This window comes from Parabacteroides sp. (assembly GCF_977054455.1).
Genome location: NZ_CDRTCT010000040.1, coordinates 1 through 14,313, shown reverse-complemented (window position 1 = coordinate 14,313; position 14,313 = coordinate 1). Strand labels below are relative to the sequence as shown.

General features: G+C 49.8%; 9 protein-coding genes. 6 read left to right on the top strand and 3 right to left on the bottom strand.

Annotated elements, in window-relative coordinates; translation table 11 throughout:
• Window positions 1–129: 129 nt before the first annotated feature.
• Window positions 130–1,041 (top strand): glycosyltransferase family protein, encoded by a 912-nt coding sequence (locus ACW6QF_RS17030; protein WP_298549823.1) that lies wholly within the window; start codon window positions 130–132, stop codon window positions 1,039–1,041.
• 333 nt (window positions 1,042–1,374) lie between these two features.
• Here ACW6QF_RS17030 and ACW6QF_RS17025 read toward each other — a convergent pair whose 3' ends face one another.
• Window positions 1,375–2,661, bottom strand: coding sequence for a DcaP family trimeric outer membrane transporter (locus ACW6QF_RS17025; protein ID WP_298546791.1), 1,287 nt, complete (start codon window positions 2,659–2,661; stop codon window positions 1,375–1,377).
• An 898-nt stretch (window positions 2,662–3,559) separates the two neighbouring features.
• Here ACW6QF_RS17025 and ACW6QF_RS17020 point away from each other — a divergent pair.
• From ACW6QF_RS17020 to ACW6QF_RS17000, 5 genes are read left to right on the top strand one after another with little or no spacing between them, the layout of a single operon-like run.
• Complete coding sequence (locus tag ACW6QF_RS17020; RefSeq protein WP_456088682.1) at window positions 3,560–4,231, top strand: peptidylprolyl isomerase; 672 nt, start codon at window positions 3,560–3,562, stop codon at window positions 4,229–4,231.
• A 10-nt stretch (window positions 4,232–4,241) separates the two neighbouring features.
• On the top strand, window positions 4,242–5,003 hold the full coding sequence (locus ACW6QF_RS17015) for a peptidylprolyl isomerase (RefSeq protein WP_456088681.1): 762 nt from the start codon (window positions 4,242–4,244) through the stop codon (window positions 5,001–5,003).
• A complete protein-coding gene (locus ACW6QF_RS17010) occupies window positions 5,000–6,337 on the top strand; it encodes an MATE family efflux transporter (protein ID WP_456088680.1) in 1,338 nt (445 codons plus the stop codon). The genes ACW6QF_RS17015 and ACW6QF_RS17010 overlap by 4 nt, the downstream gene beginning before the upstream one ends.
• A 3-nt stretch (window positions 6,338–6,340) precedes the next feature.
• A complete protein-coding gene (locus ACW6QF_RS17005) occupies window positions 6,341–8,338 on the top strand; it encodes a fructose-1,6-bisphosphatase (RefSeq protein WP_456088679.1) in 1,998 nt (665 codons plus the stop codon).
• 12 nt (window positions 8,339–8,350) lie between these two features.
• Entirely contained in the window at window positions 8,351–9,271 is a 921-nt protein-coding gene (locus tag ACW6QF_RS17000) for a DMT family transporter (protein ID WP_298546801.1), read from the top strand.
• Between the two features lie 88 nt (window positions 9,272–9,359).
• Here ACW6QF_RS17000 and ACW6QF_RS16995 read toward each other — a convergent pair whose 3' ends face one another.
• A complete protein-coding gene (locus ACW6QF_RS16995) occupies window positions 9,360–10,859 on the bottom strand; it encodes a SusD/RagB family nutrient-binding outer membrane lipoprotein (protein ID WP_298546803.1) in 1,500 nt (499 codons plus the stop codon).
• Window positions 10,860–10,877: 18 nt separating this feature from the next.
• Window positions 10,878–14,129: a SusC/RagA family TonB-linked outer membrane protein gene (locus ACW6QF_RS16990; protein WP_456088678.1), complete on the bottom strand. Its 3,252-nt coding sequence runs from the start codon at window positions 14,127–14,129 to the stop codon at window positions 10,878–10,880.
• Window positions 14,130–14,313 lie beyond the last annotated feature (184 nt).

Here is a 14,313-nt window from a genome sequence, read left to right as displayed (position 1 = left end):
TTGAACGTGACGTTGTTTGTGGCATCTGGTCAGGAGTAAACGAATAAATCATAAATCATAAATCAAAAATCATATTTATTTCCTACTTTTGTCCGAAGAAAACAAAAACACTATATAAACTTAAAGATTATGAAACCTACATTATTCTTACTGGCTGCCGGAATGGGAAGCCGCTATGGAGGCTTGAAACAATTGGACGGACTGGGTCCAAACGGTGAAACAATCATGGATTATTCCATCTACGATGCCATTCACGCCGGTTTCGGCAAACTCGTTTTCGTTATCCGTAAAGATTTCGAACAGGATTTCCGCGACAAAATCCTCTCCAAATATGAAAGTCATATTCCTTGCGAACTGGTATTCCAGGCATTGGACAACCTGCCCGAAGGATTCACCTGCCCGGCAGAACGCACCAAACCGTGGGGAACGAACCATGCCGTCATGATGGGCGCCGACGTGATCAAAGAACCGTTTGCCGTTATCAACTGCGATGACTTCTACGGTCGCGACTCTTTCCAGGTCATGGGTAAATTCCTGGCCTCCCTGCCCGAAGGTTCCAAGAATGTGTACTCGATGGTAGGTTTCCGCGTAGGCAACACATTGAGCGAAAGCGGTACGGTATCACGCGGTATCTGTAGCACGGATGCAAACAACCTGCTGACTTCGGTTGTCGAACGTACCAAGATCCAGCGTATCGACGGAGAAGTCAAGTACATCGACGACAACGGCGAATGGACGGCAACTCCCGACACGACTCCGGTAAGCATGAACTTCTGGGGTTTCACGCCTGATTACTTCGCTTACAGCCAGGAATTCTTCAAGACTTTCCTGAGCGATCCGAAGAACATGGAAAACCTGAAGAGCGAATTCTTCATTCCGCTGATGGTCGACAAGCTGATCAATGACAAGACCGCAACGGTCGAAGTATTAGATACCGCCAGCAAATGGTTCGGCGTCACCTATCCGGAAGACCGCCAGGAAGTGGTAGACAAGATCCAGGCATTAGTCAATGCAGGCGAATATCCTGACAAATTGTTCTAAGCAAACAAAATCAGGTCCAATAACTAAGAAGGAGGTGTGTCAGAACTCCTTTATCACGATCTTTTAGGCACGGATTACGCGGATTACACGGAAAGAGAATAAATTTATCCGTGTAAATCCGTGAAATCCGTGCCTAAATTATGTCTATTGTAAGCAGGATTTTCTTTTGACACACCTTCTTTTATTGTTCACTATGATAATGTACCACTAAAGAACCAGGTTCGCGGATGACGCGGATCGGGCGGATCTTAACGGATAAAATAATTAAAATCCGCTTTCATCCGTTTTCTCCGCGTCCTCCGCGAACCTGGTTCTTTAATGTTTCAAATATTCTTAGAAACTATACTGCACCGCCAAGTTCATCCTGTTGGCATGGCGAGTGTCGCCGTTGAAATCCGTACGCCAGCCGCGCAGGTATTCGGCTCCGACCTGCAAGTCGGAAGTAATGTTCCAAAACAGAGTGGCGTTGAGATACTGCCCGTACCGATACTGATCGGAAGGAGTGGCAGGATAACCGTCATGGCTATAGAGGCGTGACTGCCCGTAGGTGCTGGTGACAAATACCTTCGGAGAGAAATTATACTGCATGCCGGCAAACCATCCCATCATCGGGAGTACCTGCATCTTCCCTTCCTTTTCAGGATTCGGAACGACATCGACGTTCAACATGCTCATATCGTTCAGGAACTGCCCGATGCCCTTGCCGTAAACACCCTGTCCGTAGACCTGCAAACGATTCGTCAGGTTGAAGGTGGCGGAAGCCAATACGCCCCATCCGACCTCCGACTCTGCCTTGTGGGCCGTCAAATTGTCGTAAGTCATACTGCGGATAATAGCCGCTGCGCGAAAATGGCTTTTGGGGTTCCAACCATACTGCACGTAAACCGGGAAGTTCGGCATCCGTTGTTTGGCGATGCTGACATGGTCGTTCGTCAGACCGTCTACCACCGGCATTTCCACACCGATACCGGCTTTCAGGCCTTTGGCAAGCGCATGTTCGTAGCGGATCTGCGTGGCGTGGTAGATCGACATCCCGTTAGGGCCGGCAAAGTCGATCGTTGCAGGCACATTGCCCAAGTCCATGAACGAACCGTAGTCGTAGCCCGCCGTAAAGCCGCGTGCCGACACATACGCATTCCTCAACTCGAATATCTTGCCGCTGCCTCCCCGGAAGTTACCGGCGGTATATACCACGAAATCGCCTAACAAGTCCGTATGCCCGACCAGTTTCAGGAAAATGGTGCTGGTAGTGGCGTCCATCTGGAACTGGTTCCGCACGTACGACTGCCCCCTGCCCGGAATCAAAGCCGGATAAAAGTCTATATTATCGGAAATACCGCCAAAATCATATTCGGCTGCCAGTTTCACATAACCTCCGATACCGAGTGCGAACTTGCCTTTCCGGTCCGTCAGCAGGAAGCGGGGTGCTTTCGGTTCGTGGAAACGAGGACTCTGTGTCTCATTCATGATCCGGATAATTTCGTCGCCCGCCTTGTCGATGGTGACAAACATAACCGAGTTAGGTTCGTTATCCTCAACCACAACTTTCTGAGCGTGGGAATGAGCAGAAACCAGCCCCATTCCGAGCAGTAGAACTGCGCTTTTCAACAATGTTTTCATAAATGTGCTTTTTGTTTAGATGAATTACCAATTTGAACAGATACCGGCGGAAAAGGTTGTGTTAAACAGTTCATTTAACGAGCGATTGTGTGATATCCATCTCTTTTCATCCATGTCGCGAACGGCTGAAGGTTTACGGTGAAGCGTTATCCTATCGGGAGGAAAGGCTTAAAATAAGGAAGAGGCTGCCCGCATCATACCGGTAAAAAAACGGTCCATTGCGCAACAGCCTCCCATTACAGGCTTTCGAGGCCCCTATCATCATTAGTACATACATTTCGTTATTAACAACTGTCATATTCTCACGAACGGACAGTTGCATTTGAAAAACAAACGGTCAAAGAACGCGTTTAAATTGACCGGTTTTTCAGAAAATAATGCTATATAATATGAATCCATCATGATTTAAAGGGATGCGACAGAACACAAAAAGGCGTGAGACTGCCGCAAATCATCTACACGAAGGCGTCTCCCAAAGCCTAGTACATAGATAATAAGCAACAGCTCACGCCGTTATGCTATACATTTCTGTATATATACAACTGACGTGAGCATTTTGTTGCCATTATCCCGATGTACTCTTAAAAAGCTGGGAGACTTTTCGTGTCGGAATAATACCTTTAAAAATGCTTTATTCAAAAACCGAGTCATTGACAGCTTGCCGCTGCAAGCCGTTATTTTTTCAATAACCTTACAAAGATAAAGACATTTTTGAATAAATAAAAATTTATGTACATTTCTTTGAGATGCTCATCGCTTCCCGGACAGATGCCCACCTTTTTACTGCAACCTGATCTGCGGATAATAAGAGGAGGTTCGATATATTTTCTCAAAAGTTATATCGAACTCAGGCTAAATATCACTATTTTTGTTGCCATAATACAAAAATAAGATGAAGATGAAAAAGCTGTTTGCTATATGTTTAGTGGCCCTCTCGGCTCTGATATCCGTCCATTTGCAAGCGCAAGAGGTTGAAACGCTGGTGCTGATCGATACCGATATGGGGAAGATCAAAGTAAAACTCTTTAACGACACGCCCCAGCATCGCGACAATTTTATCAAGAACGTGAACGAGCAGCGTTACGACGGGTTGCTGTTTCACCGTGTCATCAAGCAGTTTATGATACAGGCGGGCGACATCAATTCAAAAGACGCCCCGATGGAACAACATTTAGGCGACGGCGACCTGGACTACACGATCCCGGCAGAGATCGTGTACCCGAAATACTTCCATAAACGCGGCATGTTCGCCGCCGCCCGCACAAGCGACGAAGAGAATCCGGAACGCGCCTCTTCGGCGACCCAGTTCTATATCGTAACCGGACAGTTCTTTACGGAAATGGAACTCGACAAGATGGAGAAGGAACAAGGCATCACCTTCACTCCCGAACAGCGCCAAGCCTATATGCTGGAAGGCGGCACCCCCCACCTGGACGGTAAATACACGATCTTCGGCGAAGTCGTAAGCGGCATGAAAGCGGTCGACAAGATCCAGTTCACCGAGACGAACGCAGACGACCGTCCTGTCAAGAACATCAAAATCAAGTCAATGAAGATAGTCAACAAATAAACAACAAAGAATGGAAACGAAAGAAACATTAGTGGTGATGGACACCACGCTCGGAAAGATAAAATTCAAATTATATAACGAGACACCGCAGCACCGCGACAATTTCATCAAGCTGGCAAAAGCCGGACAATACGACGGCCTGCTGTTCCACCGCGTCATCAAGGACTTTATGGTACAAGGCGGCGATGTCACCTCCAAAGACGCCCCGATGAACAAACAGTTAGGAGCCGGCGACCTGGGCTATACCGTTCCGGCAGAGTTCAACTATCCCAAGTATTTCCATAAAAAAGGAGCTTTGTGCGCCGCCCGTACCGGAGACGAAGTGAACCCGGAAAAGGCATCGTCCGCCTCGCAGTTCTATATCGTCACGGGCAAGAAATATTCGGAAGCCGAACTCGGCCAGATGGAAAAGCAGCTGGAAGGACGCCTGAAACAAGCCATCTTCAACCGCCTCCAGACGGAGAACAAGCCCAAGATCATGGAGCTCTACCGAAGCGGCAACAAAGAAGAACTCGCCGTGCTCCGCGACACCCTGATCGGGAAGACCGAACTGGAAGCCGAAAAGCGGAAAGACGAGACGAAGATGCCGGCCGAACTGCGCGAGACCTACAAGACGGTCGGCGGCGTGCCCTTCCTCGACAACCAGTACACCGTCTACGGCGAAGTGGTGGAAGGCCTGGACGTGGTAGACGCGATCCAGCAAGTAAAGACCAATAAACAAGACCGCCCGACGGAAAATGTAGTAATCAAGTCGGTAGAGGTTTTGGAATGATGCCACTTTCGGTCTACAAGGAGCATTACAAAGAAACGATACGCCTGGGTGTCCCGATCATGTTGGGACAGCTGGGCATTATTGTTGTAGGCTTTGCCGACAACATCATGGTCGGGCACCACAGTACGGCCGAACTGGCTGCCGCCTCGTTCGTCAACAACTTCTTCAACCTCGTGTTCATCGCGGGGATGGGATTTTCCTACGGGCTTACTCCCATCATCGGGGGCTACTTTGCACGGAAAGAGTATGCCAAGACAGGCGAGACACTGAAAAACAGCCTTTGCATCAACCTCATCGTAGGATTGCTACTCAGCCTCTGCATGCTGGCCCTGCTACTGAACATCCATATCCTGAAGCAGCCGGAAGAGTTGATGCCCTATATCGTGCCTTACTACATCCTGCAGCTTTTCTCGGTCATCTTCGCCATGCTGTTCAACTCGTTCAAGCAGTTCAGCGACGGCACGACAGACACGGTCACCCCGATGTGCGTCATGTTAGGAGCCAACGTGTTCAACATCATCGGGAACTACCTGCTGATATATGGCAACTTCGGATGCCCCGAACTGGGACTTACCGGTGCCGGCATCTCGACACTCGCCAGCCGTATCCTTACATTCGGGATATTCTGCGTCCTGTTTGCCAGGCATTCCCGTTACCGGCTTTACCGGGAAGGGTTCAAGAAAGGGACGGTCAACCGGGCGAACATAGGCAACCTGGTCCGCCTCGGCCTGCCGGTCGGCTTCCAGATGGGAGTCGAGACAGGTTCGTTCAGCCTGAGCGTCATCATGATGGGTTGGCTGGGAAGCACGGCGCTTGCCGCCCACCAAGTGGCAGGCGTGATCACCACGCTCGGCTTCATGGTCTATTACGGCATAGCCGCGGCGGTCACCATACGGGTGAGCAACTTCCGGGGCCGGAACGAGTGGTCCGCCATACGGCACGCGTCCTTTGCCGGCCTGCATCTGGTCATGGGGACGGCAGCCATCGTGGTTCTCCTGATCGGGACCTTCCGCAACACCATGGGATATATCATCACTCCGGAAAAAGAGGTGGTCGAACTGGTCGCCCTGCTCGCCTGGTCGGTGGTCCTGTACCAGGCAGGCGACGGACTGCAAATCCTCTTCGCCAACGCCCTGCGCGGCATCTCGGATGTCAAATATATGGCCTGGATGGCTTTCATCTGCCATTTCGGGCTGGCGCTCCCCATCGGTTACCTGTGCGGGTTCACCCTCGGCTGGGGAGCCGTCGGCGTCTGGTGCGGCTTTCCGGTCAGCCTGACCACGCTCGGAGTGTTACTTTGGAGACGTTTCAATCGATTGACAATAAAAAAATAGTGTATGACTAAAGACATAACAACAGAACACGTATTAAACGACTTGCGCTACCTGACGCTATTGGCACGCAGCTTTCCGACGGTGGCAGATGCCAGCACGGAAATCATCAACCTGGAGGCCATCCTGAACCTGCCGAAAGGAACGGAACATTTCCTGTCCGACATCCACGGCGAGCACCAGGCTTTTAACCATGTGCTGAAGAATGCCTCCGGTGCGATCAAGCGCAAGGTGAACGAAATATTCAGCAACACGCTACGCGATTTCGAGAAGAAGGAACTCTGCACGCTGATCTACTATCCGGAACAAAAACTGGAACTGATTCGGCAACGCGAAAAGGAGCTGGACGACTGGTATCTGATCACGCTGAACCAACTGGTGCGCGTATGCCGGAACGTCTCGTCCAAATACACACGCTCGAAAGTGCGCAAGGCCTTGCCGAAGGAGTTCTCCTACATCATTCAGGAACTGCTCCACGAATCGAGCGACGAGCCGAACAAGTCCGCCTATGTGGACCAAATCATCAACACGATCATCTCGACCGGCCGGGCGAACGACTTCATCATCGCCCTATGCAACCTGATCCAACGCCTGACGATCGACCTGCTGCACATCATCGGCGACATCTACGACCGCGGACCGGGCGCCCACATCATCATGGACACGCTTTGCAACTACCATAACTTCGATATCCAGTGGGGCAACCACGACATCCTCTGGATGGGAGCCGCCGCCGGCAATGCGGGGAGCATCGCCAACGTGATCCGCATGTGCATGCGCTACGGCAACCTGGCAACCCTCGAAGACGGCTACGGCATCAACCTCCTGCCCTTAGCGACATTCGCGATGGAGGTCTATGGCGACGATCCCTGCGAACTGTTCATCCCGCGCACGAATGCTTCCGATACGACCTTCGACGAAAAGACGACCCAACTGATCGCCCGCATGCACAAGGCGATCACGGTCATACAGTTCAAGGTGGAAGGCGAGATCATCCGCCGCCGTCCGGAATTCGGGATGGACGACCGCCTGTTGCTCCACCATATCGACCTCCGCCGCGGGACGATCCGCATCGAAGGAAAGGAATACGAATTGAAAGACAAGAACTGGCCGACCCTCAACGCCAAGGACCCCTATGCCCTTTCGATCGAAGAAGAAGAACTGATGCGCCGCATCAAGCACTCGTTCGAATGCAGCGAGAAACTGAAAAAGCACATGCGCTGCCTCTTCACCCACGGCAGCATGTACCAGGTCTGCAACTCCAACCTGCTCTTCCACGCCTCCGTCCCGATGAACCCGGACGGCACGCTCAAGGCGATCCGGATCGAAGGAACGGAATATAAGGGTAAAGCCCTGCTGGACAAAGTGGACCAGCTGGTGCGCACGGCTTATTTCGACGCCGACGACAGCCCGGAGAAGGACTTCGCGATGGATTACATCTGGTACCTTTGGGAAGGCAAGGACTCTCCCCTTTTCGACAAGAGCCGGATGGCGACTTTCGAACGCTGCTTCATCGACGACAAGGAGGTGCAGAAGGAAGAAAAAGGCGCCTACTATTCCCTCCGGGAAGAAGAATCGGTCTGCGACATGCTGCTGGACGAATTCGGCGTCACCGGCCGGCACCGCCACATCATCAACGGGCACGTCCCCGTACGCTCCATCAAAGGCGAGAACCCGATCAAGGCGAACGGCAAGCTGCTCGTGATCGACGGCGGCTTCTCCAAGGCCTACCACCCGGAGACAGGCATTGCCGGATATACCCTGGTCTACCATTCGCGCGGTTTCCAGCTGGTGCAGCACGAACCGTTCCTGTCGACCGACCAGGCCATCAAGGAGGGCAAGGACATCCGTTCCACCACCATCGTCGTGGAGCTGAACTCCCACCGCCAGATGGTCAAGGATACGGACAAAGGGGCGGACCTGCAACAGCAGATCCACGATCTGGAAAAGCTCCTTTATGCTTTCCGCAACGGGTTTATCAAAGAAAAAGAACGTTACAAATAAAAAACACCTGTCATGAACAGCGAGAAACTGAAAGGTCACATCCTGATATTGATAACCAATATCCTGTTTGCCGTCAACATGCCGATATCCAAATATCTGCTGCCGACGCACGTTCCCCCCGAAGGTCTTACGATCATGCGCATGGCTTTCGCCTGCGTGATGTTCTGGATCGTGTCTCTCTTCACGGTAAAAGAGAAAGTGCCGTTGAAAGACTTAGGGATGCTTTTTGTCTGCGCTCTTTGCGGGGTGGGGATCAACCAGGGGTTGTTCATCGTCGGGCTGAACCGTTCTTCTCCTGTCGACGCTTCCATCATCGCCACGGCCGTGCCGATCTTCGTGCTGCTGCTGGCCGCCGTCATCCTGAAGGAGCCGATCACCCGGAAGAAATCGTTCGGGGTGTTCATGGGGGTCAGCGGCGGCCTGCTGCTTGTCTTCAGCTCCACACATGCCGCCGACAGCATCAGCAGCCTCGACGGCGACGTGATGATGATCGTCAGCGGATTGATGTACGCCATCTACCTGGTTCTGTCGAAACCGCTCTCCCTGCGCTATTCATCGGTCACGATGATGAAATGGATGTTCCTCTTCACGACACTGACGCTGGTCCCCTTCACCTTCCGGCATGTGCTCGACGCTCCCGCTTTCCATCGGGAAGTTTGGGACTTCACGGAACTGGGCGCGATCTTCTACGTCCTCTTCGGGGCGACGTTCCTCCCCTACCTGCTCATCCCGATGTCGTTGAAGCGAATCCGTCCGACAACGGTCAGCATGTACAACTACGTGCAGCCGATCGTCGCCTCGTTCATCGCCGTCATGATCGGGCAAGACACCCTTTCGTGGCAGAAATTCCTGTCGGCAGTCCTGGTCTTCACAGGCGTTTATCTCGTGACACAGAGCAAAAGCCGGGCAGATATGGAAAAGGAAAACCGGTGACTTTCACAAGCCACCGGTCTTAAAAGGATTCACATGAGTGTGTCTCTCTAAGAATGTGTAATCCACTAATAATTTATTGCGTATAAAATCAATTCACACCCGTACGCGTGTCCCACCACATTTGTTTGCCCCAAACATAATCCTGAATACCGGCAGCGGCAGCGGTTACGTTTGCTTCATTATACAAATACTCATTCTGCGGATAGGGGAAACGGAACGGTACGTCATTATGAATGCCTTTATAAGTCGAACGTGCACCCGGATATTGCGGCGTAACGCCGTCGGCTGCCTTTGCCGTATGGATGTAAGTCGGATAACCCGTCCGGCGATACAATGACCAAGCCTCGATATTCTGCTTGAACAAAGCGACCCACCATTCGAAATACAAACGGTCCGACGTCCCGTCCCACTTTCCTTTTCCAGCCAAATAGGCATCGGCGGCGGCGGCATCCAAATCATTGTCTTCCATGGATAGACGAACGGCTTGTTCATAGGCATCGGCGGCGGTCATCGGTACATTCCAACCTTTCAATGCAGCTTCGGCCATGATAAAATAGTTCTCGCAAGCCCGGTAGAAAGGAGAAAAGCCAGCCGGATCTTCACGATATTTGACACCCATTCGGGATATGTCATGGATCGATGCAGGAGCGGCAGCCGCACCGTTTTCAAATCCTCTGTATTCACCGTCGTTCTTTGCCGGTTTTGCCACGACTGCCAAACGGGGGTCTTCCATTTTCTTCAAATGATCGATAAAGATTTCCGCCATACCGTCATCATCGCGAGTTCTGAAATTGCTGTAATAGCGTTCGAAATAATCGCCTGAACCTTGCCACCAGAAATAAGCGTTGTCTTCGCATTCGGTGATATACGGGTATCGGGTCGGGTTCGAAAGGATTTCTTCTACAACCCCTTGAGATGCGGGATATACGCCGGATATACGCATAGCGACGCGCAAACGCAAGGAGTTACAGAACTTTTGCCATCTTTCCACATTCCCTTTATACAGGAAATCGCCTTCACCCAAAGCGTCGCTGCCTAAACCTTCAGCCCAGCTGTCTGCCACGGATTTCAGGTTGGATAATATTTGCGGATAGATGTCCGACTGCGCATCATAAGAGGCCTTCAAGATACCTCCGGCTTCCGGCGCTCCCTTAAAGGCTTGGGAATACGGAATATCTCCGAAACAGTCCGTACACATCAGAATCAGATAGTTCTGCATGATCGTGCAGACATTCCGCATATTCTTGTTGCCGTCTGCTTTATCTTCTGTCTGGTCAAGAATATCCTGTAACTGCGTATGTCCCCAATAGGTCTGATACCAACGGTTCCCATAGGTGTTGTTGGAGGGGATATATCCACCGTAATTGTTCAGATACTGGACTTCCGATACATAACCGGCCCATTGGGCGATATCCAAATCGCCACCATACTGATCGGCAGTTCTGCGTAACACATCTGCCAACATATTCGTGTATGGCACTTTGCTATATGCGTCCGGATCGGTATTTATTTCTTCAAAGGATCCTGTACATCCTGTAGCAACCGTCGTAGCGAGCGAGATTGCCCAAATTTTATATTTGTTGCTCATAATTTGATAATTTACTGGTTAAAATGTCAAACCTAACTTAAGACCGAAACTGCGTGAACCCGGAGTTGAAGCTTGTTCCAAACCGACACCGCGGCTGTCGCTTGCCACACCGCCCGATTCCGGATCGATACGTAACGTATTGGAAGAGTGTACCCAAAGCAAAGCCAAGTTCGTTCCGATCAAGGAGATTGTCGCACGATTGAAATACTTCGTCTTATTCAGGATCGATTTCGGAACGTTATACGAGATATAAGCTTCACGCAACTTCAAGAATGAGCCGTCGAAAACATACATTTCAGCTACATTATTTCCGTTAAACCAAGAAAAAGCATCGGTTTCGATCGTATTTGCCACATAATGCCCGTTCGCATCCGGCGTAACGAAACGTTCGTTTGTCAAAACATCCTTACCGGCGACGATAGGCCGTTCACGGATGCCGTTGTCAGCCGTTACTTTAGCCACACCTGTCTGATAGGAGTGTGCCATTGTCTGCGACCAGATATCACCGCCAATGCGTAAATCGAGCAAGAAACCGAAACCGAAATCCTTGTACGTGAAGTCATGGCGCCATCCCATCATGAAATCGGGAGTTACGTTACCCATCACTTTCGAGGCGTCCTTGTCCAACGCTCCGTTTGAAAGCAATTTGATCGCTCCGATCTGATCTGCCGTAGCCTTTCCGGCTTCCACGTCATCCTGGCTCACCCGCTTGAAACCTTCACCGACCAATGCGCCCCATTTTTCACCGACCTTCGCTTGAGTCGCAATACCCCAGGTCCAACCTAACCCATAGGTATCCAACAGCGGGTTTCCGGTTTCCGGATCATTATATAATTCCACGACCTTGCTCTTATCTTTAGCAAAATTCAAGGTAGAGCTCCAAGTGAAACCGTCTTTTTGGCTACGGAAGATATCGCCTCTTACCTGAAGTTCGACACCTTTATTGTCAATCCGTCCGGCATTTACCAACATCGAACCGAATCCGACTACATTAGAAGTAGAGACAGACAATATTTGGTCTTTCGTCTGTTTCTGGTAATAAGCCAAATCAAAATGCAAACGGTCATCGAACAAGCCGACTTCCGTGCCGACTTCCCAAGTCGTGATACTTTCCGGTTTCAAGTCATAATTCGGATAGCCAAAACTTTTGTACATCTGCGAAACGCCGTTAAAAGAAGCAGACTCTGCATAATAATAATAGCTGTTACGATAAGCACTGGTTGCCGAACCGATCTGTGCGACACCTCCACGTAATTTCCAGAAAGTCAGCACGTCGTTTTGCATGCTCTCGAATGAAGCGGTCGGAATCCAGCTTAAGCTGACAGAGGGATAGAAGAACGATTCGCGGATCGTGGAGCTCCAGTCATTACGGGCGCTTACATCCATATACAACTGGCTCTTCCAACCCAAAGAAGCATTTGCGTAAACAGAGTTCGAACGGATATGGCTGTGATCCATTTCGGCTACAGCATCCCCGGACTTATTCGCCAATGTGTAAACACCGCGAACCGTCAGGGCATTCGCTCCGATCCGATGCGTTTCATAATTCAAATCACGATAATTGGCACCTACAATTCCACTCAAGTTGAAATCGCCGAAATTCTTATTGATCGTACCGATAATATCTGCATTCAATTCCGTATTGGTAGTGTTACGCTGGAAGAATGCGCCATCGGGATAGTCGCCACGGTCATAGTAGTGACGTTCAAATGTTTTGGCATTGTAATAGTCCATACCGATGCGTCCTTCGAACTTCAACCATTCGAACGGTTGGTAGAACAATGATGATTTGGCAAAAATACGGTCGCGTTGATAGCTGTTGGTATTTTCATTCACCGTAAAATAAGGGTTCACATGCCACTGGTCGATCCAGTTGTAATAAGTATAATTGCCGGCTGCATCTTTCTGATCCCAATTCTCTTTCAACGATTTCATATTAACCTGACGGCCTGCCCATGTTGCCAAAGAAACAACCGGGTTGTTACTTCCATAACCTTGACCGATCAAGTTGTCGCTTTCGGTACGGGTATAATTGGCAGAGAGATTGAACATGATGTATTTATTCAGCTTCATCTCCGTATTCACTTGACCCGAATATTTCTTTTGGTCTGTGTTGGGGATGGTCCCTTTTTGGTCACGATAGGAAAGCGAAGCACGTGTAGTTGCTTTTTCCCCTTTTGCCTGTATGGACACAACGTGGTTCATGGTTAATCCGGTCTGGAAGAAATCCTTCACGTTGTCCGGTCGTGAAACCCAGTCCACATATTCGCCGTTGCTATCGAACTGGCTGATTTTCAGTCCGGCATCCAAACGAGGTCCCCAAGACATATCCTCTTGACCTACTCTCGTATTATAGTCATAACCATATTTGACTGCATAATCCTGATAGCTCAAGTCGGAATGTTCTCCATATTTCCAATAGTATTCCTCACCGTATAATCCCTGGCCATACGAATTTTGGAATTTGGGAAGATTGGCTACCCGGTCCATTGTAATGTTCATGTCATAGGAAATTGTCACGCCATTTGAATTTTTCCCTGATTTGGTTGTAATCAGAATTACCCCGTTACCGGCACGCATACCGTACAGGGCTGCCGAACCTCCTTTTAGCACGGAAATCGATTCGATGTCCTCCGGATTGATATCGTTCAGACCTGAACCATAGTCGACACCGTTATAGGCATTGTCGCCCGAACGCTGTGTGTCGTTGGCGATAGGTACACCATCCACAACGATCAGCGGCTGTTGGTCCGAACTTAAAGAAGAATTACCGCGTACGGAAATACGGGAAGAAGCACCGACCGATCCACCGAACTGGTTTACTTGTACCCCTGCAACTTTCCCGCTCAACGAACTTGTAATGGAGGCACTTCCCGCTTTCGTCAACTCATCCGATTTTACTTCCTGGATAGCATATCCCAACGACTTCTTCTCGCGGTTCAATCCCATTGCCGTCACCACCACTTCGTCCAGATTATGTAAATCGGATTCCAGGATAATTTTCAATCCGTCTTTAATCGCCACTTCCTGCGTTTTCATTCCCAAATAAGAAATAACCAACGTTTTGGCAGAAGCAGGCACTTCCAACGAAAAAACTCCGTCCACATCGGTGACGATACCGATCTGGGTTCCTCTCACGACTACAGCTGCACCAATCACAGGTTCATTGTCTTCCGAAGAGACAACCGTCCCTGTAATCTTACGATTCTGAGCCAATACTATGTTCATGCTTGTTACCAAACATAACATAAGAAATAATACTCGTTTCATAGACACTATTTATTAATTGTTAATATATAAAAGCCAATACGGTTAAAGAACGTAGTTCTAAGAGAACTATGGCCATTTTTGAACAGGTGTTAATACGAAAAGACGCAAACAGGGAATGGCATAAAGTTCTTTTTAAGATGGTTCCCTGAACAAAAAGTCATATTTTTATCATGAAGATATATTT

What these genes read in the sequence shown, in the direction of transcription:
- ACW6QF_RS17030 (WP_298549823.1), top strand. Translation starts at nt 130, where the DNA reads ATGAAACCTACATTATTCTTACTGGCTGCCGGAATGGGAAGCCGCTAT.
- ACW6QF_RS17025 (WP_298546791.1), bottom strand. Translation starts at nt 2,661, where the DNA reads ATGAAAACATTGTTGAAAAGCGCAGTTCTACTGCTCGGAATGGGGCTG.
- ACW6QF_RS17020 (WP_456088682.1), top strand. Translation starts at nt 3,560, where the DNA reads ATGAAAAAGCTGTTTGCTATATGTTTAGTGGCCCTCTCGGCTCTGATA.
- ACW6QF_RS17015 (WP_456088681.1), top strand. Translation starts at nt 4,242, where the DNA reads ATGGAAACGAAAGAAACATTAGTGGTGATGGACACCACGCTCGGAAAG.
- ACW6QF_RS17010 (WP_456088680.1), top strand. Translation starts at nt 5,000, where the DNA reads ATGATGCCACTTTCGGTCTACAAGGAGCATTACAAAGAAACGATACGC.
- ACW6QF_RS17005 (WP_456088679.1), top strand. Translation starts at nt 6,341, where the DNA reads ATGACTAAAGACATAACAACAGAACACGTATTAAACGACTTGCGCTAC.
- ACW6QF_RS17000 (WP_298546801.1), top strand. Translation starts at nt 8,351, where the DNA reads ATGAACAGCGAGAAACTGAAAGGTCACATCCTGATATTGATAACCAAT.
- ACW6QF_RS16995 (WP_298546803.1), bottom strand. Translation starts at nt 10,859, where the DNA reads ATGAGCAACAAATATAAAATTTGGGCAATCTCGCTCGCTACGACGGTT.
- ACW6QF_RS16990 (WP_456088678.1), bottom strand. Translation starts at nt 14,129, where the DNA reads ATGAAACGAGTATTATTTCTTATGTTATGTTTGGTAACAAGCATGAAC.